Source organism: Kitasatospora sp. NPDC036755, assembly GCF_040636595.1.
Classification (GTDB): domain Bacteria; phylum Actinomycetota; class Actinomycetes; order Streptomycetales; family Streptomycetaceae; genus Kitasatospora.
The window spans coordinates 1-21,370 of record NZ_JBEZUT010000046.1 but is presented as its reverse complement, the minus strand read 5'-3'; the positions used below and the strand labels follow the sequence as shown (position 1 = coordinate 21,370).

Here is a 21,370-nt window from a genome sequence, read left to right as displayed (position 1 = left end):
GGCCGGTGTCTCTGCGGTGACCGGCCGCCGTTGGCCCGATGGGTGTCTCAGGTGGAGCGGGTACGGCGGTGCACGCGAAAGGAGGCGTGCGGGATATTCGATGTGTACAGCGGTGCTGGATGGTGCGTGTTCAGCGGTGCTGGGTGGTGCGGCCGAGCGCGGGCCCGGCCAGTGCGGTGAGGACGACGGCGGCCGACCCGCAGCCGAACAGCTGCAGGACGATCGGGTCCGCACCTGCCAGCAGCCCGGCGCTCTCGGCGACCGCGGCGGCCAGACAGACGAGGGCGGTGCTCCAGCTGAACCCGAAGGCGTTCAGCAGCAGCGCCAGCCAGAGCGAGCCGCCGAGGAGCAGCATCGCGCCGAGCTGCGGCACACCGAGCGCGGGGGCGCCGGGCCACAGCAGGGTCGCGGCGGCGTCCAGCGCGGCCACGGTGGTGAGGTAGATGAACAGGCAGCCGAGCAGGATCGCGCCGGTGCGGCGGGAGAACTGGCCGCTGGTGTGGCTGGTGCGCAGCGCGGCCACCGCCAGCGCCCGGTAGCGGAAGAGCAGCCACTCGGCGAGGCCCAGGCTGAGCGTCAGCGCGATCATGGCCGGCCCGGTCGGGGTGGTCGACGTCGTCTGCGCGGGGTGGCCGCCGGTCTGCACGGCCTCGTGGATGGTCCCGCCGAGGCCGGCGATCAGCGTGAGCGCGCCGCAGGCCAGACCGAACAGCAGGTGCGGGACCTCCTGGCGGACCGGCAGCTTCAGCTCGACGGACTCCCGTTCGCCGCCGCGGATGCAGACCAGCAGCTCCCGGACGGCCAGTCCGACCGCCAGCGCCAGCGAGGCGAGCAGCACGATCGTGCGGACCAGCTGCGGGACGTCTGCGGCCAGCACCACGCCCGCGCCGACCGAGGCCGGGGCCAGCGCCAGCAGCAGGAACTTCTCCCGCCCGAGCACCAGCAGCACGGTGGCCGCGCCCAGGTAGCAGGACTGCCCGGCCGCGAAGCACAACGCCCCGAGCGGGCCGCCGACCACGTACGCGGCGGCGGCCGCGACCAGCGCGCCGACCGGAGCCCCGACGGCCAGGCAGAGCGCGGCCTCGCGGCGGCGCAGCCGGCCCAGCCAGCGATAGGAGCGGTGCGCCAGCGCCTGGTTGAAACCCCAGCTGACCAGCGTGGCGACGGACAGCGCGAGCATGCCCGAGGGCAGACCGAAGCGCATCCGGGTGGTCGCGAACAGGTTGGCGCCGAGCAGGTAGCCGAGCCCGGGCAGGGCGAACACCAGGCCGCGCACCACGCAGCGCCAGGGGTCGGCCCGCCACGGGTTGGCGAACTCGGAGCTCGGGCCGGGGTAGCGGCGCTCGACCTTCTCGAACAGCTCCTCGGCGACGGTGAACGCGTCGGGGCGGCCGTACAGCAGGGCGGCCTGCTCGTCCGAGAGGCCGTCGGACTCCAGGAAGGCCGCGATCTCGTAGGGGTGGACGGCGTCGGCGCAGACGTCGCGCAGGCGCTCGGCGAGCTCGTCCAGTGGGTCCGCGGAGAGGTAGAGCGAGTCCTCCGGCTCCGGCTCCGGCAGGGCGGGGCGGCGGCGCTTGAGCGGCAGGGTGCGCAGCTGCATGGTGTGCTCGGGACCGGCCTCGTCCGGCACCAGGCGCAGGGGACCGCTCATGCCCCCACCTCGCCGTGCTCGGCGGCCGCTTCGCGGGACGCGCGCCTGTTCATGGTTCGCTCTCTGCGCTCGCTCACGCGCCCACCTCGCTCGGCTCGGGGCGGGCGGCGGCCAGCTGCTGGTCCCAGTCGGGGCTGGGGACCCGGTCGGCCACGGCGACGACGCCGCCGGGCATCCAGCGGGCGGTGCCCAGGAGTTCGGTGTAGATGCCGCGGAAGCCGTCGATGTTCTGGCGGAGGGTGAACTGCTCGATCACCCGCAGCCGGGCGCCCTCGCCGAGCCGGGCGCGCCGTTCGGCGTCGCGCAGCAGCTCGATCGCGGCGGCCGCCATCGGCTCGGGTTCGCGCGGCGGGACGACCAGTCCGGTGTCGCCGACGGCCTCGCGCACGCCGCCGACGTCGGTGGAGACGGTCGCGCGGCCGCAGGACATCGCCTCGATCAGGGTGAACGGGAAGCCCTCGCTGATGCTGGACAGCATGACCACGTTGCCCGCCGCGTACGCGTCGGTGATGTCGGCGACGCGGCCCTCGAAGGCCACCGACTCGGCTATGCCGAGCTCGGCGGCCAGGGCTATGCAGCCGTCCCGGTACGCCTCGCCGCCCTTGGGAGTGCCGCCGAAGAGCCGCAGCCGCGCCTCGGGGATCTCCTTCCGGACGATGGCGAAGGCCCGGATCAGCGTCTCCAGGTCCTTGATCGGGTCGACCCGGCCGGCCCAGCTGAGGGTCGGCGTCTCTGGTTCGGGGCCGGCGGGCGGGAAGGCCGCCGGGTCCACCCCGTTGTAGACGGTGCGGATGTGCGAGGACGGCGTGCCGCCGCGCTCCTCCCAGCGCCGGTTGTACCGGTTGCCGGGGGTGACCAGGGCGGCCTGCCGGTAGCTCTCCTCGGCGAGCATCCGGTAGAAGCCGAGCAGCAGCGCCTTGACCGGCCAGCGGTAGGGGCCGGTGCGGTAGCCGAGGTAGCGCTCACGCAGGTAGATGCCGTGCTCGGTCAGCAGAAACGGTACGCCGTACTGCTGGGCGGCGATCAGCCCCGGCAGGGTGGCGAGCCCGCCGCTGGCCGCGTGCGCGACGCCGTCCTTGGGCGGCTCGACCGAGAGCGGCCGCAGGGCGTGCTCCAGCAGGTCGGTGGCGTTCAGGGCGTCGTGCAGGGTGGGCCGCGAGACCGCGGTCGGCAGGTAGTCGCGGGTCCAGACGTGCTGGAGGGTGCGCAGCGCCCGCTCGCTGCGCAGCGCCGGGCTGAGCACCCCGTGCCGGGCGAGGTCGGCGAAGTTGTACAGCTCGGTGCCGAAGTGGGTGGTGTAGACCGGGTCGAGGATGGAGTGCAGGAAGCGCTCGTACGCGTTGAGGAAACGCCGCATCTCCTTGCCGCGGGGCGGACGGCCTTCCGAGGCCGGTCCCCACAGCGGGGCGGTGGTGACCGACCGCACGTTGGCGGGCAGCTCCCAGGCCAGTGGTTCGTGCCCGGTTCCGGTGACGGCGATGACGTCGAACTCGACGTCCGGCATGCCCTGGACGAGCTGGTCGCACCAGACGCTCACGCCGCCGTGCTGGTGCGGATACGTCCCCTCGGTGAGCAGGGTGACGCGCATTCCTGTCCCCCCTCCTGTTCTTGCGTCGGTTCCGGCCTGGATGACCGGAACGGGAGCCGTGGCGGGGCCGGGCCGGGTGACCGGCCCGACCCCGCCGACGGCGGTGGTACCGGTTACCGGTTGCCGGAGCGTCCGGTGGTGCTGCTCGGCGTGGCCGTCCCCCCAGAGGCCTTGCCGTTCTTCTTCGCGGCCGTGTCGCCCTGGTGGCCGTCGCCGCCCCGACCGATGTTGCCAGCGGCGACATCCTTGCCGGGCACCGGGGTTCCACTACCCGGGACCAGGGACGGAGCGGGCTTGCGGGTGGTGTCGCTCGGGCCCACCGGGACCGGGGTGGCGACACCCTGCGGCACGACCTTCTTGTCCGCCGGCGCGGGCGCCGGGACGGACTTGGCCGCGACGCTCGGCGCGACGGCGGCCGGGGCGGCCGGCGCGGACGGCAGCTGCAGGGTGACGCTGCTCTGCAGCGCGCCCGGGGACACCCAACCCGAGAGGCTACCGGCGTAGGACGAACCGAACCCGCCCGTTCCGATGGCCAGCTTCTGAGCAGTTCCGGTCGGCATGGTGGCCTGGATCTGAACGCCGGCCGGCGCGTTGACGGTGACGGTGCCGCCGATCCGGTAGGCGGTGACCTGGCCGGAGGCGAGGGCGTTGTTCCAGGCCGCACGGCGCTGGAACTCCTGGCCGATCTCGCGCTGGCTCAGGTTCACGATCGGGGCGCTGTCCGCGTGCAGCGAGCGGTAGGTGCCGAGGATCTTCTCCAGCACCGGGTACAGGATGCGGTCCTCGGACAGGTTCGACTGGTGCACGAAGTGCGGGCGCGGGTCGTTGTTCAGCACGTGGCCGAGGTCGATCCGGGCCTCCAGCGGCACGATGTACGACTGGTAGCCGGTGTTGACGTCCAGCGGCTGGGACAGGCAGGTGGAGTTGGCGTTGTTCTCACAGACGCCGCTGCCGCCGTTGGCCTTGCTGGTGTAGATCCAGTTGTACTCGTCGGCCTCCTCCTTCGCCGTGCCGGCGTTGTAGAAGACGTTCATCGGGTACCGCGGCACGGTCAGCACGGACGAGCCGACGGCGCGCTGGCCGGTCTCCCGGGAGGCGTCGCTGGCGGTGAACTTGATGCCGTTGGCGACCAGCGCCGGCGCCAGGTTCGGGTTGTCGCTCGTCTCCTGCGGCGCGGTCAGCAGCCCGGAGTGCTCACCGGTGACCAGGGTCTGCGGGTCGACCTGGAGGCCGTTCGCGGCGGCCCAGTCGAAGTTGTTCTTGATCTGGCCGGAGATGGTGCTCTGGTCGACCCAGACGGTGGCGCCCGCGGTGTTCTTGGTGCAGACCCACGGCACCACGGTGACGTTCTGCTCGCAGCCCAGGTACGGGTGGGTGTAGGTGTGGTTGACCCACCGGTAGCTGGTCTGGTCGGCGATCATCTGGTTCGCCGTCGGGTCCACCGTGGTCTGGTGGTCGGCCTTCCAGTCCTCGCTGCCGCCACCGTTGAACACCATGTCCAGGGTGAAGTTGTTGGCGGTCTGCCACTGCTTGAGGTGGTTGGCGTCGTCGACCGTCATCCGGATCGGGCTGGCGGTGTCCGGGGTGCCGGGCGGGCAGGTGACGTCGCCGGGGGTGCACTTGAGCACGGTGTCCCAGCGGTCGTCGGCCAGGAAGACGTCGTCCACGTGCGTGGCGAAGTAGTTGCGGTCGTAGCCGAGGTGGACGCCCTGGGTGAGCCAGTCGACCATGCCGCGGGCCAGCAGGCGGTACTGCTGCTGGTACTGGTTGTAGACGAACGTGACGACCAGTTCCTTGCGGCCGTCGTGGGTGTACTCGCCGACCAGGGAACCGCGGGCGGTCGTGCTGGGTATCGGCGCGTCGACCAGCGGAACGAACGAGGCGCCGGCCGGCAGGCTGGCGAGCGGAGTGGCCAGGTAGCCGTAGCTCTCGCTGACGTTCGGGTCGTTGTCCTCGAACGGGACGCTGCCCTTGAGGTACCCGAACGGGCCCGAAGTTCCGGCCGCGGTGGTGGCGCCCTGGAATCCGTCGAGAGTGCCCACGAATCCGGGATTCTGGGCGTAGTTCAGGCCGACTCCGGGGTTGGCCCACGTGTAGGCGTCGATCTGGCGGACGCTGAATGCGGCTTCGTACGTCGCGATCGCCGTCATCTCGGCGGCACTGTTGGGGAAGGGGTTTTCGTTGGGCAGCACGATGCCCTGGAACTTCCCCCGGGGCAGGCCGTTCACCGTGTCGCTCAGGAAAGCCGAGTTGATGACGGGGCGGTTGGGGTCATTGAGGCTGACGACCTTGTAGGGCGTGCCCTGGCTCTTCAGCTCGGCGGTGATGGCAGCGACGGACGGGCCTCCGTCGTCGACGACCAGGACGGTGAGGTCGATCCTGGGCGGCGTGGTGTCGGCGTGGGCCAGGGTGGTCTGCAAGCCGCTGGCCAGCAGGACTGCCGCCGCGCACGCGGCGACTCTTCGGGTCGCTCGACCCATGGTGATCCTCCCCTTGGTGCAGACGTCGCGCTGCTCGGCGCTCGCCTGCCGTGTAGCTGTTCGCGGGCAGCAGGCTGCCCGGGCCCATCCTGGTCGAGGGACGCCGGTGCGGGGGACCAATTGGGCGAGAGTGCAGCGAACCTGTTACCAACGTTCATGGTGAGGCCATGAAGGCGCTGATTGTGACCGGAACCGTACCGGCGGCGCAAATAATGAATTGAAAATGAAAAACCGGAAGCTGAGTGCTACGCGCGGTTACCGACGGTGGGGCCCAGTGGGGCGGGCGGGACACCTGCACTGTCGCCGTTGCGCATGACACTCTTGCACATCTCGCCGCCCCGTTGGGCAGGTTCATGCAATATCGGGCGCCGCTGTGCCATGTGACAGTCCGAATATGCAATGGAGGTGCTCACGTGGTCGATCAGCATAGCGAGTCCGGGGGATTCCCGAGCGTACGGAATGCGTCACCGGAGCCGCGCGGAACGCCGCTGGTCGGACGTGGCCTCGGATTGCGCGGCGCGCCGAATGCCCGGGATCCGGTCGGGCGCCGGGCAGTTGACGGGCGGATTTTCCGGCGCGGGGTGGCCCTGCGCGGTGATGGCCTGAACCATGTCACCGCCACCGCCGCCACCGCCGCCGCCGCCGACGACGACGACGGACGGCTCGGCGCGCTCGGCCTGCGCGGCGCGGTGGACCCGCGGAGCACGGGCGAGGTCCGCGCGACAGGTCCGGACGCGCGCTCGACTGCGTGATGCTTCATCATGTATCGCTGCTGGCAGCGGAGTTCGACATGTTCTCTCGGCTGGTCCGCCACGTGCCGGCCGATCCCGGGCCGAGGCGCCGGTGCGGAGCCGCCCGGCGGCGGCCGGGCCGTCGGGCCGATGGCCGGCCTCTACCGATGGTCCGTCACGGATCCGAGCGCGCGGACGTTTCGCGAGCCTGATGAGGCGCCTGGCGGGCCGTCAGGAGTAGTCGTCGCTGTTCCACCGCTCGACGGCGGGGATTTGCACGGCCGGGCCGCCGCACTGCTGCCGGCCGCCCTCGGGGTGGACGACGAGGTGCGGGCCGGGGTGCGCGCCAACCTGCCGGCCGACCCGGGGGGCGGTCACGGAGGGCGACAGGGAGCCGGGCGGGGAGCCGGGCACGGAGGCCCGGCCCCCCGGAGGGAGGTTCAGCCCTCGTTGATCAGCCCCTCGCGCAGCTGGGTGAGCGTCCGGGTGAGCAGCCGGGAGACGTGCATCTGGGAGATCCCGATCTCCTCGCCGATCTGCGACTGGGTCAGGTTCCCGAAGAACCGCAGCATGATGATCCGGCGCTCGCGCGGCGGCAGCTTGGCCAGCAGCGGCTTGAGCGACTCCCGGTACTCGACGCCCTCGAGCGCGAGGTCCTCGTAGCCGAGCCGGTCGGCCAGCGGGCCGTCGCTGTCCTCCTCGCCGGTGCTGGAGTCGAGCGAGCTGGCGGTGTACGCGTTGCCGACCGCGAGGCCCTCGACCACGTCCTCCTCGCTGACCCCCAGGCAGGCCGCCAGCTCGGCGACGGTGGGGGAGCGGTCCAGGCGCTGGGAGAGCTCGTCGCCGGCCTTGGTGAGCGCCAGCCGCAGCTCCTGGAGCCGGCGCGGAACCCGGACCGACCAGCTGGTGTCCCGGAAGAAGCGCTTGATCTCGCCGACCACGGTGGGCATCGCGAAGGTGGGGAACTCCACCCCGCGCTCCGGGTCGAACCGGTCGATCGCCTTGATCAGGCCGATGGTGCCGACCTGGACGATGTCCTCCATCGGCTCGTTGCGGCTGCGGAAGCGCGCCGAGGCGTACCGGACCAGCGGCAGGTTGAGCTCGATCAGGGTGTCGCGGACGTAGGTGTGCTCGGTGCTCCCCGGGTCCAGCGCGGCCAGCCGCAGGAACAGCGAGCGGGAGAGCGTCCGGGTGTCCAGCCCGGAGCCGGGCGGCGCGTCCGTTCCCGTGTCGGGGCCGGGCGGCCGGACAGGTTCGGCCCGCTGCCGCGGGACCAGGTCCTCGACGACGGCCGTGCCGTTGGCCTGGCCAGCGTGGATCTCCGCAGTGCCCAGCTCTCCGGACATGCACCCACCCCCTTGTGACTGTCAGTTGAACGGGGGCCGTCGCGCGGTGGTTCCCGGCGAGGGCCTTCCCCCTCCATACCGGAACACGGTCCACGGCAAACCCGAACGTCGCAAGATGTCACGCCGGGGTAACTGGCTGCAATCTCAGTCTTCCCAGGAGTTCCCGGTCCGAAGCCTGGTCAGGATCCGGGAGAGCAGCCGGGACACGTGCATCTGGGACATCCCCAGCTCGGTGCTGATCTGGGACTGGGTCAGGTTGGCGAAGAACCGCAGCATCACGATCCGCCGCTCCCGCTCGGGGAGCTGGACCAGCAGGTGGCGGACCATGTCCCGGTGCTCGACCTCGGCCAGCGCGGAGTCCTCGTAGCCGAGCCGGTCGAGCAGGGCGAGCCCGCCCTCGTGCTCCTGCGCGGCCTCCAGGGACGCCGCGTTGTACGCCCGCCCGGCGTCCAGGCAGGCCCGCACGTCCTCCTCGGGGATCCGCAGGCTGGCGGCGATCTCGGGCACCTTGGGCACCCGCCCGTGCAGCACCGTCAGCTCCTCCATCGCGCCGCTGACCTGGACCCACAGCTCCTGGAGCCGGCGCGGGACGTGCATGGTGCGGACGTTGTCCCGGAAGTAGCGCTTGATCTCGCCCAGGATGGTCGGCAGCGCGTAGGTCGGGAACTGGACGCCGCGGCCGGGGTCGAAGCGGTCGATCGCGTTGATCAGGCCGATGGTGCCGACCTGGACGACGTCCTCCATTGGCTCGCTGCGGCTGCGGAAACGGGTCGCCGCGTAGCGGACCAGCGGGATGTTGACCTCGATCAGGGCGGCCCGGACCCGTTCCCGTTCGGGGGCGTCCGGGGGCAGCTCGGCGAGCCGCTCGAACAGCACCCGGGTCAGCGTCCGGACGTCCACGGCGGGGCGGCCGCCGGGGCCGCGCAGCCGGTCCGGGCGGAGCTCGCCGGCCGGGCTGGTGATCGCAGCCAGCACTTCGTCCACGGACACCTCACCCCTCCCAAAGTCGTCATCGGCGGGCCCTGCGGATCGGGTGTCGCGGCTGGCTCATCACCTCGCCATGTCCGGCAAAACCGGTCATAGCATCACAAGGTGGGCACAGGTCGGGCAAGCACCCGGCGGAGGTGTGTTGGTGGGCCGTTCAACCTTTCCCGGGCCGGCCGGCGAGGCGCCGCAAGGATCGTTCCGGGACGTAGCAGGGCGCCCCGTCCGGAGGCCGGACGGGGCGCCGCGGTCCGTCCGGGGGAAGGCCCGGTGCGGGCTCCGGACGGACGGGGTGGAACGGGGTGGGGCCGGACGGGTGCTCAGACCTCGACGTCGGCGATCACCCAGGTGGCGAACTCGCGCCAGAGGCCGGCCGCCGCCTGGTGGTCCGGGTGGGTCAGGTAGGCCTGGAGGGACTCGCGGTCCTCGACCAGGCTGTTGATCGCGTAGTCGTACGCGATGTCGCGTTCGGTGGTGTTCCAGCCGCACTCCCACTCGCGCAGCTCGGGGATCACCGCGCCGAGCGCGTCGAAGGCCTTGGCGCCGGCGAGCACGCGCTCTTCGTCCTTGCTGACGCCTTCGTTGAGCTTGAACAGGACCAGGTGGCGGATCACGATTGCCGCTCCTCGCGGACGGGGACAGAGGGTCCCGCTCACCGTAGCCGGTGCGTGCGGCCCGGTCGCGGCCCGTCCGTCACTCGATCAGACCATCGCTCGATCGGGCCGTCACTTGATCAGACCGGTCATGAAGGTGCCGACCGCCTTGGCCGCGTTCGAGATCCCCTCGAACCCGAGCTGGACCAGCTCGGCGGAGCGGGAGGGCGAGGTGATGATCGAGTAGAGCACGAAGATGAACAGGAGGGCCATGCCGATCTTCTTCGCCTGCGCCATCGGGTGACCTTCCTCCCAGCCGTGGGCCGCCGTCATCCGGTCCCCGAGCGGCCTGCTGGGGGCAGCTTATCCACCCGGACGGGCTATCAAGTGTGCGACGCGTTCAGCCGGCGGGACGAAGGTCCCCGCGAGTGGGGCCTTTCTCCGGGTGCCGCGTCGCGGGCCGGGCGGCAGGATGGAGGACGTACCGAGGATCTGGCAGGAATCCCCGGTGCATGGATCCGGAGCTCCCCGCTGTGGGACCGGCCGTCGCGGCTTCCCCCCGACGCGGCGCCGGTTGTGGGACTCCGCCGGGGGAGCGGTCAGTCCCCCCGAGCCGCTCCCCCCTCCAGGCTCCGTACGGACCGGGCACCGGTGGTCATCGGCCCGGGGTACGGAGCCCTTTTTCGTGCCCGCCTCCGCACCGTCTCCGCACCGGTTCCGTGCCCGGCCCGGACGTGGCGGAGGGGGAAACGCCGAGGGCCCGTCCGGATCGGACGGGCCCTCGGGCTTTCGAGCGGTAGCGGTGGGATTCGAACCCACGGTGGAGTTGCCCCCACACACGCTTTCGAGGCGTGCTCCTTTGGCCGCTCGGACACGCTACCGAGAGGAACTCTACCGGAGGGGTGGCGCAGTCACGAAATCCGTATCGCCCCGGCGGCCGGCGGGGCCTCAGCGGTGGGTGTCGAAGAAGGCCCGCAGCTGTTCGCCGCACTCCTCCGCGAGGACCCCCCAGACCACCTCGGGGCGGTGGTTGAGCCGGCGGTCGCGCATCACGTCGAAGAGCGAGCCGGCCGCGCCGGCCTTCTCGTCGAGGGCGCCGTAGACCACCCGGTCGATCCGGGACAGCACGATGGCGCCGGCGCACATGGTGCACGGCTCCAGTGTGACGACCAGTGTGCAGCCGCTCAGCCGCCACTCCCCGACCGCCTCGGCGGCCTGCCGGATCGCGACCACCTCGGCGTGCGCGGTCGGGTCGCCGACCGCCTCGCGCTCGTTGTGGCCGCGTCCGATCACCTCGCCGTCCGGGCCCAGGACGAGCGCCCCGACCGGGACGTCCCCGGTGGCCGGCGCCAGCGCGGCCTCGGCGATGGCGAGGCGCATCGGCGCCGTCCAGCGGTCGCGCACCGGGTCGGGGCGGACGGGGGCGGGCAGCGGGGGGACGTGCGGGACGGTCGGCGGGGTGGATGCGGCGGGCTGCATGGCATCCAGTGTCGGGTATCCGGTGGTGGACACCGGCACGACCGGACCCGCTACCGGACGGCCTCCAGGACCTCGCCGCAGCCCAGGGCCTCGGCGATCTCCTCCAGGGCGTCGCCCGGCACCGCGCCCTCGCCGCTGAGCGCCAGCAGCTCGTCGGCCGCGAGGCCGAACTCGGTGAGCAGGTGGGCGTCGCCGAGCGGGCCGACCGGGACGCCGCCGGGGGTCTCGGCGTCCTCCTCGTCCTGCTCCGCGGCCTCCTCGGCCTCGTCCAGCAGGTGGTCGAGGTCGCCGAACTCGCTCTCGCCGGCCTGGTCGACCAGTTCGTCGGTGAGGACGGACCCGTAGGAGCTGCGGGCGGCCGCGGCGCCGTCCGACACGAAGATCCGCGGGTCCTCCTCGCCGTCCACGCGGACGATGGCGAACCAGACGTCCTCCTGTTCGATGAAGATCAGGACGCTGTCGTCGTCCTGGGTGGAGTCGCGGGCCAGATCGGCCAGATCGGCCAGGGTTTCGACGTCGTCGAGCTCCGTCTCGCTCACATCCCACCCGTCCTCGGTGCGAGCAAGCACTGCAGCGAAGTACGCCACCAGGGACACTCCCAAGATCATCGGTCTCGGCTGTCGGCGCGCACGGGCAGCGCGAAATCTGGCCGCCCCCGCGCCAGAGGCGGTCCGCTTGTTCGGACCGTCCCATCGGAATCGTGACAGAAAGCCCGCCCTCGCGGGGGGTGTTCGGCAGCGCGTCTTTGCAGGTCGTGTCGGAAGGGCCGGGTGGCGGAGGGGGAAGTCGGGTCAGGACGGTCCGAAGCCGGTCGAAATTTGCTCCGAACGCCCGTCCGGGCCGCCCCGGCTCCCTTCCGGGCCCCCGGTGCTCCCCGCGCCGGGGTGCGCGTCAGGATCCCGTCAGGTCGGTGCGGAGGGTCGTCGGGCCGTGTCAGATCCGGAAGGTTCGCATCCGCATCGCCTCGCGCATCCGCCGTTCCTTGGTCCGCCGGGGCTGGACCCGCTCCCGCAGCTCGCGGGCCTCGGTGAGCTCGCGCAGGAAGACGGCCCGCCGCTTGCGGCGCTCCGCCTCGGTCTCCGGGTGGTCGTACGGCGGGCCCGGGCTGCGGCCCACCCCGTCGACGGGCTCGTCCATCGAGCCGTCCCCAGGGTTCGGGTTGCTCGTCATAAGACGTGACATTCCCAGAACGGCCCGGTTGATACCACAGGAGGCACTTCCGTCCGGACATTCGCCCCGGGTCACGGCGTGTCACCGATCCGTCACCCGGACCGGCGCCCGGGCGGGCACGGCGGGTCGTACACCCGTCCAGGACCGGGCTAACCTCGATACATGCGTCTCCACGTCGTCGACCACCCCCTGGTCGCCCACAAGCTCTCCACCCTGCGCGACGAGCGCACCGACTCGCCGACCTTCCGTCGCCTGACCGACGAACTGGTGACCCTCCTCGCCTACGAGGCCACCCGGGACGTCCGCACCGACGAGGTGGAGATCACCACGCCCGTGGCGGTCACGCTGGGTACCCGGCTCAGCTACCCGCGCCCGCTGGTGGTCCCGATCCTGCGGGCCGGCCTCGGCATGCTGGACGGGATGACCCGCCTGCTGCCGACCGCCGAGGTCGGCTTCCTCGGCATGGTCCGCAACGAGGAGACCCTCGAGGCCTCCACCTACGCCACCCGGATGCCGGACGACCTCTCCGGCCGCCAGGTCTACGTGCTCGACCCGATGCTGGCCACCGGCGGCACGCTGGTCGCCGCGATCAGGATGCTGATCGAGCGCGGTGCCACCGACGTCACCGCCGTGGTGCTGCTGGCCGCCCCCGAGGGCGTCGAGGTGATGGAGCGGGAGCTGGCAGGACTGCCGGTCACCGTCGTCACCGCCGCCGTGGACGAGCGGCTCAACGAGAACGGCTACATCGTCCCCGGCCTGGGCGACGCGGGCGACCGGCTGTACGGCACGGCCGGCTGAGCCTCCCCGCCCGAGCCTCCCCGCCCGGGCCACCGAACACCGAGAGCCCCCGGCACTGCGTCTGCCGGGGGCCCTCTCCGTCGTCGGGCGGGGTGTCAGCAGCTGCCGCTGGGGGCCGGGGTGGGGGAGGGCTTGGTGGCCAGCGCGAGGGCGGCGGCCGCCTGGGTCTCGTCCAGCAGGGCGTTGTAGCTGTCGCCGATCACGAAGTCCACGCTGCCGTCGGTGCGGGCGTCGGCGGTGACGGCGGCCCCGGCGATCTGCGAGCCGACCAGGGTGCCCGCGCCGGCGCCGGCCGGGCCGGCGATCACCTGGGCGGTGCCGGGCACCTTCTTGTCCAGCTCGGCCGGGGCGTTGCCGACCTTGCCGATGACGAAGCCGCGCTTCTTGAGGTCCTCGGCCGTCCGGCCGGCCAGACCGGCCTTGGTGGTGGCGTTGTAGACGTTCACGGTGACCGCGGAGGGCTGCGGGACGGCGTGCGGGTCGCCCTGCGCGGCGGCGGCCGCGGCGGCGGGATCGCCCGGGGTGGCGCCCGGTGTCGGGGCGGCCAGCGCCTTGCCGGACGGGGTCGCGCAGGCCTGTGCCGAGGTGTTCTTGTTCCTGCCGGTGAAGATGTCGTACAGCTGCACGCCGCCGAGTGCGACCAGGGCCAGGGCGAGCAGGCCGGCGAGCGCGGCGATCACCTTGCGGCTCTTCTTCGGAGGCCGGCCCAGTCGCGGGTAGGTGTTGCCGGTGACGCGGTACTGCTTCCCCTTGAGGCCTCGGGGAGTCAACATGCTCACGGTTTGTCTCCCCCTCGTACCAGGGCGGGGTCGGGATGACGGATCGGCCGGGTGGGGACTCCCCGGTGCGGGCGGAATCCCCTGGTCGCGGCCGTAGTCAGCAGCGTAGTGCCGTACGGCCTCGAAGGTACTAAACGATCATCATCTGGCGTACGCCGGTACCCGAAAGGGGGTACCCGGGTACGCGCGGACCGCCCTCCGCCAGGTGGCGAGGGGGCGGTCCGGAGAGCCCGTGGCGGTCCGACGGTCCCCGTGGTGGGGGTCCGTCACTCCATTTCGAGGACGCGGGCGTGCAGCACCTGGCGCTGCTGCAACGCGGCCCGGACGGCCCGGTGCAGGCCGTCCTCCAGGTAGAGGTCGCCGTGCCACTTCACCACGTGGGCGAACAGGTCCCCGTAGAAGGTCGAGTCCTCGGCCAGAAGGGTTTCGAGGTCGAGTTGGCCCTTGGTGGTCACCAGCTGGTCGAGTCGCACCGGGCGCGGGGCGACGTCAGCCCACTGGCGGGTGCTCGTCCGGCCGTGATCCGGGTACGGCCGCCCATTGCCGATGCGCTTGAAGATCACACGGAAAGCCTACCGTTTGGGCGGCGGATGGCGCAGCAGCCGCGGCTCCGCCACGCGCGCCGGTGTGAACTGCGAGTGGGCGAATGCAGCTGTTTGATGGGAAATGTCGCGAACATCGCCTCGGGCCGATCGGGTTCCGTGCCGATGCCGAAGCGTTCCGAAGCGTTCCGATCCGCTCAGGAGTGTGCACCGATGGACTCCGACACCACCCCGCCGACCGTCCGGGAGATCGCCGACGGGTACGCCTTCACCGGTCCGGCCCTCGACCTCGGGGCGGTGCTGCTGGACGGCACCGCGTACCCGGACGCCCAGGTGCGCGTCCCGCTCGGCGTGCTCAACCGGCACGGGCTGGTCGCCGGGGCCACCGGCACCGGGAAGACCAAGACCCTCCAGCTGATCGCCGAGCAGCTCTCCGGCCAGGGCGTGCCGGTGTTCCTCGCCGACGTCAAGGGGGACGTCTCCGGCGTCGCCGCGCCCGGGACGCCGAGCGAGCGGACCGGCGCCCGGGCCGCCGAGGTGGGCCAGCAGTGGGCGCCGCAGGGCTGCCCGGCCGAGTTCTACGCGCTGGGCGGGCAGGGCGACGGCATCCCGATCCGGGCCACCGTCACCAGCTTCGGGCCGCTGCTGCTGTCCAAGGTGCTCGACCTGAACGAGACCCAGGAGTCCTCGCTCAGCCTGGTCTTCCACTACGCCGACGCCAAGGGCCTGGAGCTGTACGACCTCAAGGACCTCACCGCGGTGATCGCCTTCCTCACCTCGCCCGAGGGCAAGGAGGAGCTGCGGACCATCGGCGGGCTCTCGCCGGCCACCGCCGGGGTGATCCTGCGGGCGCTCACCGTGCTGGAGAACGAGGGCGCCGGGGCGTTCTTCGGCGAGCCCGAGTTCGACACCGCCGAGCTGCTGCGGACCACCCCGGACGGCAGGGGCGTGGTCTCGGTGCTGGAGCTGCCCGCGGTGCAGGACCGGCCGCGGCTGTTCTCCACCTTCCTGATGTGGCTGCTCGCCGACCTCTACCAGGAGCTGCCCGAGGTCGGCGACCCCGACAAGCCCAAGCTGGTCTTCTTCTTCGACGAGGCGCACCTGCTGTTCAAGGGCGCCTCCAAGGCCTTCCTGGAGGCGATCACCCAGACCGTGCGGCTGATCCGCTCCAAGGGCGTCGGCATCTTCTTCGTGACCCAGACCCCGCGGGACGTCCCGTCCGACGTGCTGGCGCAGTTGGGCAACCGGGTGCAGCACGCGCTGCGCGCCTTCACCCCGGACGACGCCAAGGCGCTCAAGGCCACCGTCTCGACCTTCCCGCGCTCCTCGTACGACCTCGGCGCGGTGCTCACCTCGCTGGGCACCGGCGAGGCCGTCGTCACCGTCCTCTCCGAGAAGGGCGCGCCGACGCCGGTGGCGGCGACCAGGCTGCGGGCGCCGCAGTCGCTGATGGGGCCGATCGGGGCGGCGGACCTGCGGGCGGTGGTGGACGCCTCACCGCTGACGGCGCGCTACCGGGACGCGATCGACCGGGAGTCGGCGTACGAGAAGCTGGCGGCGCGCGCACCCCGGCCGGAGCCGGCGCCGGTCGAGCCGCCCCCGCGGGCACCCGCCGAGCCCGCGCCGCGGCGGGAGGAACCCAAGGGGGCGGGCGGGCTGTTGGGCTCGCTGCTCAGCAACCCGACCGTGAAGTCCTTCGCGCGCTCGGCCGGCAAGCAGCTCGGGCAGGAGATCTCGCGCAGCCTGTTCGGGACGTCCAAGCGGCGGCGGTGACCCGGCCGGAAAGGGCGGTGACCCGGTCGGAGAGGGGGGACTCAGCAGGAGGCGGCGGCGCCTCAGCCGGAGAGGGCGGCGCTGATCCGGTCCAGGGAGGACAGCCGCATCAGGCCGTAGTGGTAGAACTCGACCTCGGGGACGCCGAGTTCGCGCAGCGTGGTGATCTTGGCGGCGAGGTTCTCCGGGCCGTCGCAGTCGGAGGACATCGGGCGCAGGATCACCGCCATGGACTGCGGGCGGACGCCGTGCAGGGCGAACGCGGCGATCTTCTCCCGGACCGCCTCCGGGGTCCTCGCGTAGCCGAGGGTCTCGACCTGGTCGGTGACCTGCGCGAGGGCGGGCAGGTCGATGCCGGCGAGCCAGCCACTGCCGGGGCCGCCGCCGTCCATGAAGCTCAGCCGCATCCCGTGCCGGCGGGCCTGCTCGGTGAGTTCGGCGGCCAGCGAGGTGACGGTGGCCGCCGAGGCGTCCACGTAGGCGGCGAAGGCGCCGTCGGCCAGGGCGCTCAGGTCGGCGGGCTCGGCGGCGGCGGACTCGTCGGCCAGTCGGTGGCGCAGCTCGGCGCGGACCGCCTCGGCCACCTCCTCGGCGGGGACGCCCGCGCGGGTGGCGGCGGCGCGGCAGTGCGGGCAGAAGCAGACCCCGAGCAGGGCCTCGGCGGTCGGGCCCAGCTCCTCGAAGTACCGCTCGTGGTGGTAGCCGTGGCGCAGCCCGTGGAAGTGCAGGGACTCGGCGCGGATCGCGTCCACGCCGTACCGGGCCAGTTCGGCGACCAGGGTCAGCGCGTACTCCCGGACCTCCGGGTTCGCGGGGCAGAGCTCGGTGAGGTGGCGGTCGCCGAAGGCGTTGGCCGGGGCGCAGTCCGGGTGGGCGAAGCCGAGCCGGTCGTTGTGGCAGAAGACCGTCCAGGCGTGCAGCTTCAGGCCGCGGCGGCGGGCCTGCTCGGCGGCCTCGGCGAAGGGGTCGCGCTCGCCGATCGCGGTGGACGGCACGGGCGCGAGGCGGCGGCCCAGCCAGCGGACCGGGTCGGGGCGGAAGTACGCCGCGCCCGGTTCCAGGTAGCGGACCACCCGGCGGGGGTTGTGCGGGAAGACGTCGCGGGCCTCGTGGTAGACCGAGGCGAGGGTGACACCGCCGACCCCGGCGCGCTCGGTGAGGTTCCCGAAGAAGGTGTCGGCGCCCTCGTCGAGCAGGTCGGTGGCGAAGGCGAGGACGGACGACTCCACGGTGCGGCTCCGGAGCTGGGGGAGGGTGAGCCGCCCACGCTAGCCGCAGGGGTCGGATTGGTCTATACCTGACCACCCGGGCGGGGGATGCCCCGTCCGGGTGGTGCCGCGGGCCGGGCGGGCTACAGGCCCAGGTCGTCGAGCTCCTTGAGCAGCGCGGCGTTGGGGCTGTCGGGGTTCGTGGCGGCCGGCTTGGCCGACGTGCCGGACCCGGCCGACGTGCCGGACTTGGCCGACCTGGCCGGGAACGTGGTCGTGGGCGCCGCCGACGGTTCGGCCGAGGAGCCGGCCGCGGCCGGGCGCGGGGTGCGGCTGCGGAAGATCCAGGCGCCGGCCAGGCCGCCGACCAGGCCGCCCAGGTGGGCCGACCAGCTGATGCCCGGGGCGACACCGGGCAGCGCGCCGGTGACCATGTACGCGTAGGAGGCGCCGAGCACCACGCCGATCAGGGTGTCGATCAGGTTGCGGTCGAAGACCCCGCGCAGCACCACGTAGCCGAAGTAGCCGAACACCACGCCGCTGGCGCCTGCGCTGATCCGGTTGGGGCTGTCGAACACCCAGGAGCTCAGCTCGCTGGTCAGGGCGACCAGCAGGGTCAGGCCGAGGAACTTCCTCACCCCGCGGTAGGCCGCCAGGAAGCCGAAGACGAACAGCGGGCCGGAGTTGGCCTCCAGGTGCGCCCAGTTCCAGTGCAGGAACGGCGCGGTGACGACGTTCGGCAGCCGCGTGACGTCCTGCGGGATGATGCCGAACCGCTTGCCGAGGTCGTAGTCGTCCATCCAGTTCACCAGCTGGACCAGCCAGATCGCGGCCAGCACCCCGACCATGGTGAACAGCGCCCGACGGGCGTCGGCGATCATCTTGACGGGGTCGAGCGTGCTCGTCGTACTGCTGCTGTGCTCCGAGGCCATGGCCCAGACTCTAGGGGCGGTGGGACCGCCCGTGCACCCCGTTACAGTGACCCGTGACGGTCAGTCCACGGCCGTCGACGGCCCGTTGAGAGGTGACAGACCCATGAGCGAGCGCGCGCCACTGCCGTACGAGTTCCTGCCGCAGGTGCCGTCCTTCCGGCTGAGCAGTCAGGACGTCACCGAAGGCGGCACGCTGGACGCGGAGTTCATCCACGCCGGCGGCAACCTCTCGCCGCAGCTGACCTGGTCGGGCCTGCCGGAGGGCACCCGGAGCATCGCGGTCACCTGCTACGACCCGGACGCGCCGACCGGCTCCGGCTGGTGGCACTGGCTCGCCCTCGACCTGCCCGCCGACACCACCGGCCTGCCGCGCGGCGCCGGCTCCTCGGACGCCGACCTGCCCGGCGAGGCCTCCTTCCACGGCCGCAACGACTTCCCGGGCAACCGCTACGACGGCGCCGCCCCGCCGCCCGGCGCCCCGCACCGCTACGTCTTCGCGGTGCACGCGCTGGACGTGGAGAAGCTGGGCGTCGCCGCCGACGCCCCGCCGGCCCAGGTGGGCTTCAACCTCACGTTCCACACCATCGGCCGGGCGCTGCTGACCGCCGAGTACGGGGTCTGATCCTCGGCGGTGTCCGAGCGGCCGGTCGAGGTCCGGCTGCCGCTCGGCTTCGCGGTCCGTGGCCGGGACGGCGTGGCCCGGTTCCGCTCCGGCGACGGCTGGTACCGGGTCGCCGTCTAGGCCCGGGCCTGGTCCCCCGCCGCGTGCCGGGCGCGGGCGGCGAGCCCGCGCAGGTGCTCGCGCAGCTCCGGCGGCTCGTGCACCTCGAAGGCGCAGTCCAGCGCCAGCAGCCGCATCGCCGTCCACTCCAGCGACTCCGAGCGGGAGCGGAACCGGCAGCTGTGCTCGTCGATCGGCTCGACCTCGGCCTCGGTGTCGCCCGGCCGCAGGCCGTGGCGGACCCGCTCGGCCGGGGCGTGCACGGTGGCGACCACGGCGCCGCCCGGTGACGGGCGGCGCAGCTTGCCCGCCACGTACGCGGCGGCGTCCTCGGCGGGGAGCGGGCGCGGGGTGAAGCGGACGCCGGTGGTGGCCGGGCCGCTCACCCGGTCGACCCGGAAGAGCCGCCAGTCCTCGCGGTCCAGGTCGTAGCCGACCAGGTACCAGCGGCGGCCGACCGAGACCAGCCGCTCGGGCTCGACCTGCCGCCTGGTCTCGGCGCCGTCGTACGCCCGGTAGCCGAAGCGCAGCCGTTCCCGGGAGGTGACGGCGCGGGCGAGCACGGTGAGGTCCTCCGGGTCGACGGTCGGACCGTCCCCGGTGAGCAGCGGCACGGTCGCGGAGTTGAGCGTGCCGACCCGCTGCCGCAGTCGGCCCGGCAGCACCTGGAGCAGCTTGCCGAGTGCCCGTACCGAGGCCTCCTCGATGCCGACCACGGCGTGCCCGGCGGCCGCCCGCAGCCCGACCGCGATGGCCACCGCCTCCTCGTCGTCCAGCAGCAGCGGGGGCATCGCCGTGCCCGCGACCAGCCGGTAGCCGCCGTCCGCGCCCATGCTGGCCCGCACCGGGTAGCCGAGCTCGCGCAGCCGGTCGATGTCGCGGCGGATGGTGCGGGGGCTGACGCCGAGCCGCTCGGCGAGCTCGCTGCCGGGCCACTCGCGCGGGGTCTGGAGCAGGGACAGCAGGCTCAGCAGCCGGGCCGGGGTGTCGGTCATGCCTCCAGCATGCCGGACCAAGTGGGACAGCTTCTGACCTACATGGCCCGTACCGTCGCGGTCGTGGAGAAGAGCGTCGTGGACGTGGGCAGGAAAGAGGAGTACGGAATGAGCACCCCGGCAGCGGACCGGCGGAGGTGGATCGCGCTGGCGATCGTGATGGTCGCCTCCTTCATGGACCTGGTGGACGTCACCATCGTCAACATCGCCATCCCGAGCATCCAGCAGGACACCGGTGCCTCCTTCGGCACCATCCAGTGGGTCACCGGCGGGTACGCGCTGGCCTTCGCGATCGGGCTGATCACCGGCGGCCGGCTGGGCGACATCCACGGCCGCAAGCGGGTGTTCCTGATCGGCATCGGCGGCTTCACGCTGGCCTCGGCACTGTGCGGACTGGCCACCGGCCCCGAGATGCTGGTCGCGACCCGGCTGCTCCAGGGCGGAACGGCGGCGCTGATGGTGCCGCAGGTGCTGTCGATCATCCACGCGACCTTCCCGGCGGAGGAGCGCGGCAAGGTGTTCGGCATGTTCGGCGCGGTGGTCGGGCTGGGCGCGGTCTCCGGCCCCATGATCGGCGCGCTGCTCACCGAGTGGGACCTGTTCGGCCTGGCCTGGCGCCCGATCTTCCTGATCAACCTGCCGGTCGGCATCGCCGGGCTGCTGCTCGGCCGCCGCTTCATCGACGAGTCGAAGGCCGACAGGGCGCTGAAGCTGGACCTGGTGGGCGTGGCGCTGGCCAGCCTCGGCCTGCTGATGCTGATCTACCCGCTGACCCACGGCCGGGAGGCCGGCTGGCCGTTCTGGGGCCACCTGTCGATGGCCGGGAGCCTGCCGGTGTTCGCGCTGTTCGTGGCGTACGAGAAGGTCAAGACGCGGCGGGACGGCTCGCCGCTGGTGGAGCTGGCGCTGTTCCGGGTGAAGTCCTTCGCGGCCGGGATCTGCGTGCAGCTGGCCTTCGGCGTGGCGCTCGGCATCTACTTCCTGGTCTGGACCCTCTACATGCAGCTGGGGCTGGGCTGGAGCCCGCTCAAGGCCGGTGCGACCGGCATCCCGTTCTCGATCGCGGTCTCCGTGGCCGCCGGGCTGTCGGTGCAGAAGCTGGTGCCGCGGTTCGGGCGGAAGGTGCTGCAGACCGGCGCGCTGGTGATGGCGGCGGGCGTGCTCGCCTACATCTGGGAGGCGGACCGGTACGGGACGGCGATCACCGCGTGGCAGATGGTGCTGCCGCTGGTGGTGATGGGCCTCGGCATGGGGCTGATCGTCGCGCCGCTCACCGACGCGGTGCTGGCGGAGGTGCCGCACGAGCACGCCGGTTCGGCGTCCGGGCTGATCAACACGGTGCAGCAGGTGGGCAACGCGCTCGGGCTCGGACTGGTGTCGGTGGCCTTCTTCGGCGCGATGGACGACGTGGTCGCGCCGGAAGCGGTCGGGACGGCCTTCGGCGGGGCCTTCGTGCACGCGATGTGGTGGGTCGTCGGGGTGCTGCTCGCGGTCTTCCTGCTGATGTTCGCGCTGCCGCGGCGGCGCAAGGCGGCCGTGGCCGGTCACGGTCTTCCTGTCGGCGATGGATCCGACGACCAGGATGGCGCCGTCGGGGACG

At 72.5% G+C, this 21,370-nt stretch carries 21 protein-coding genes and 1 tRNA gene; 5 read left to right on the top strand and 17 right to left on the bottom strand.

What is annotated here, in order from left to right; translation table 11 throughout:
- Positions 1–130 precede the first annotated feature (130 nt).
- From AB0E96_RS10045 to AB0E96_RS10035, 3 genes are all read right to left on the bottom strand, one after another.
- A complete protein-coding gene (locus AB0E96_RS10045) occupies positions 131–1,651 on the bottom strand; it encodes a hypothetical protein (RefSeq protein ID WP_359820830.1) in 1,521 nt (506 codons plus the stop codon).
- A gap of 73 nt (positions 1,652–1,724) precedes the next feature.
- Entirely contained in the window at positions 1,725–3,239 is a 1,515-nt protein-coding gene (gene pelF / locus AB0E96_RS10040; protein WP_359820827.1) for a GT4 family glycosyltransferase PelF, read from the bottom strand.
- 113 nt (positions 3,240–3,352) lie between these two features.
- Complete coding sequence (locus tag AB0E96_RS10035) at positions 3,353–5,719, bottom strand: hypothetical protein (protein WP_359820824.1); 2,367 nt, start codon at positions 5,717–5,719, stop codon at positions 3,353–3,355.
- A 413-nt stretch (positions 5,720–6,132) separates the two neighbouring features.
- On the opposite strand from AB0E96_RS10035, the gene AB0E96_RS10030 reads away from it, so the two are divergent.
- Entirely contained in the window at positions 6,133–6,471 is a 339-nt protein-coding gene (locus AB0E96_RS10030) for a tyrosine-protein phosphatase (RefSeq protein WP_359820822.1), read from the top strand.
- Between the two features lie 210 nt (positions 6,472–6,681).
- Here AB0E96_RS10030 and AB0E96_RS10025 read toward each other — a convergent pair whose 3' ends face one another.
- The 9 genes from AB0E96_RS10025 to AB0E96_RS09985 form a co-directional block, all read right to left on the bottom strand.
- Positions 6,682–6,828, bottom strand: a complete 147-nt coding sequence (locus tag AB0E96_RS10025) for a hypothetical protein (RefSeq protein WP_359820820.1) — start codon at positions 6,826–6,828, stop codon at positions 6,682–6,684.
- A gap of 62 nt (positions 6,829–6,890) precedes the next feature.
- Positions 6,891–7,796, bottom strand: a complete 906-nt coding sequence (locus AB0E96_RS10020; protein ID WP_359820818.1) for an RNA polymerase sigma factor SigF — start codon at positions 7,794–7,796, stop codon at positions 6,891–6,893.
- A gap of 144 nt (positions 7,797–7,940) precedes the next feature.
- Complete coding sequence (locus tag AB0E96_RS10015) at positions 7,941–8,723, bottom strand: RNA polymerase sigma factor SigF (protein ID WP_359820866.1); 783 nt, start codon at positions 8,721–8,723, stop codon at positions 7,941–7,943.
- Positions 8,724–9,100: 377 nt separating this feature from the next.
- Entirely contained in the window at positions 9,101–9,394 is a 294-nt protein-coding gene (locus AB0E96_RS10010) for a Dabb family protein (RefSeq protein WP_359820815.1), read from the bottom strand.
- A gap of 111 nt (positions 9,395–9,505) precedes the next feature.
- Positions 9,506–9,670, bottom strand: coding sequence for a hypothetical protein (locus AB0E96_RS10005; RefSeq protein WP_359820813.1), 165 nt, complete (start codon positions 9,668–9,670; stop codon positions 9,506–9,508).
- A 497-nt stretch (positions 9,671–10,167) separates the two neighbouring features.
- Positions 10,168–10,254: transfer RNA gene (locus tag AB0E96_RS10000), tRNA-Ser, on the bottom strand.
- A 67-nt stretch (positions 10,255–10,321) separates the two neighbouring features.
- The gene (tadA, locus tag AB0E96_RS09995; RefSeq protein ID WP_359820811.1) at positions 10,322–10,852 is read right to left on the bottom strand and encodes a tRNA adenosine(34) deaminase TadA; all 531 of its coding nucleotides are present in this window, start codon (positions 10,850–10,852) and stop codon (positions 10,322–10,324) included.
- A gap of 50 nt (positions 10,853–10,902) precedes the next feature.
- Complete coding sequence (locus tag AB0E96_RS09990) at positions 10,903–11,460, bottom strand: tRNA adenosine deaminase-associated protein (protein WP_359820809.1); 558 nt, start codon at positions 11,458–11,460, stop codon at positions 10,903–10,905.
- A gap of 325 nt (positions 11,461–11,785) precedes the next feature.
- A complete protein-coding gene (locus AB0E96_RS09985) occupies positions 11,786–11,989 on the bottom strand; it encodes a hypothetical protein (protein WP_049650158.1) in 204 nt (67 codons plus the stop codon).
- Positions 11,990–12,184: 195 nt separating this feature from the next.
- Here AB0E96_RS09985 and upp point away from each other — a divergent pair, with 195 nt between their 5' ends.
- Positions 12,185–12,820, top strand: a complete 636-nt coding sequence (gene upp, locus AB0E96_RS09980) for a uracil phosphoribosyltransferase (protein WP_049650159.1) — start codon at positions 12,185–12,187, stop codon at positions 12,818–12,820.
- Positions 12,821–12,915: 95 nt separating this feature from the next.
- On the opposite strand, the gene AB0E96_RS09975 is transcribed toward upp, so the two are convergent.
- Both AB0E96_RS09975 and AB0E96_RS09970 read right to left on the bottom strand, forming a co-directional pair.
- Entirely contained in the window at positions 12,916–13,593 is a 678-nt protein-coding gene (locus AB0E96_RS09975) for a LytR C-terminal domain-containing protein (protein WP_359820863.1), read from the bottom strand.
- 272 nt (positions 13,594–13,865) lie between these two features.
- Positions 13,866–14,162: a type II toxin-antitoxin system VapB family antitoxin gene (locus AB0E96_RS09970; RefSeq protein ID WP_030061387.1), complete on the bottom strand. Its 297-nt coding sequence runs from the start codon at positions 14,160–14,162 to the stop codon at positions 13,866–13,868.
- A gap of 192 nt (positions 14,163–14,354) precedes the next feature.
- Here AB0E96_RS09970 and AB0E96_RS09965 point away from each other — a divergent pair, with 192 nt between their 5' ends.
- On the top strand, positions 14,355–15,914 hold the full coding sequence (locus tag AB0E96_RS09965) for a helicase HerA-like domain-containing protein (protein ID WP_359820807.1): 1,560 nt from the start codon (positions 14,355–14,357) through the stop codon (positions 15,912–15,914).
- A 62-nt stretch (positions 15,915–15,976) separates the two neighbouring features.
- Here the strand turns inward: AB0E96_RS09965 and AB0E96_RS09960 are convergent, their stop codons facing one another.
- Positions 15,977–17,143 (bottom strand): hypothetical protein, encoded by a 1,167-nt coding sequence (locus AB0E96_RS09960; RefSeq protein WP_359820804.1) that lies wholly within the window; start codon positions 17,141–17,143, stop codon positions 15,977–15,979.
- 122 nt (positions 17,144–17,265) lie between these two features.
- Positions 17,266–18,054 carry a rhomboid family intramembrane serine protease gene (locus AB0E96_RS09955; protein ID WP_359820801.1) on the bottom strand — a complete coding sequence of 263 codons (789 nt, stop codon included), beginning with the start codon at positions 18,052–18,054 and terminating at the stop codon, positions 17,266–17,268.
- A 103-nt stretch (positions 18,055–18,157) separates the two neighbouring features.
- On the opposite strand from AB0E96_RS09955, the gene AB0E96_RS09950 reads away from it, so the two are divergent.
- On the top strand, positions 18,158–18,676 hold the full coding sequence (locus tag AB0E96_RS09950) for a YbhB/YbcL family Raf kinase inhibitor-like protein (RefSeq protein ID WP_359820799.1): 519 nt from the start codon (positions 18,158–18,160) through the stop codon (positions 18,674–18,676).
- A 116-nt stretch (positions 18,677–18,792) separates the two neighbouring features.
- Here the strand turns inward: AB0E96_RS09950 and AB0E96_RS09945 are convergent, their stop codons facing one another.
- Positions 18,793–19,770 carry a YafY family protein gene (locus AB0E96_RS09945; RefSeq protein ID WP_359820797.1) on the bottom strand — a complete coding sequence of 326 codons (978 nt, stop codon included), beginning with the start codon at positions 19,768–19,770 and terminating at the stop codon, positions 18,793–18,795.
- A gap of 108 nt (positions 19,771–19,878) precedes the next feature.
- Here AB0E96_RS09945 and AB0E96_RS09940 point away from each other — a divergent pair.
- Positions 19,879–21,370 (top strand): MFS transporter (locus AB0E96_RS09940; protein ID WP_359820860.1); only part of this gene is annotated, 1,492 nt, incomplete at its 3' end.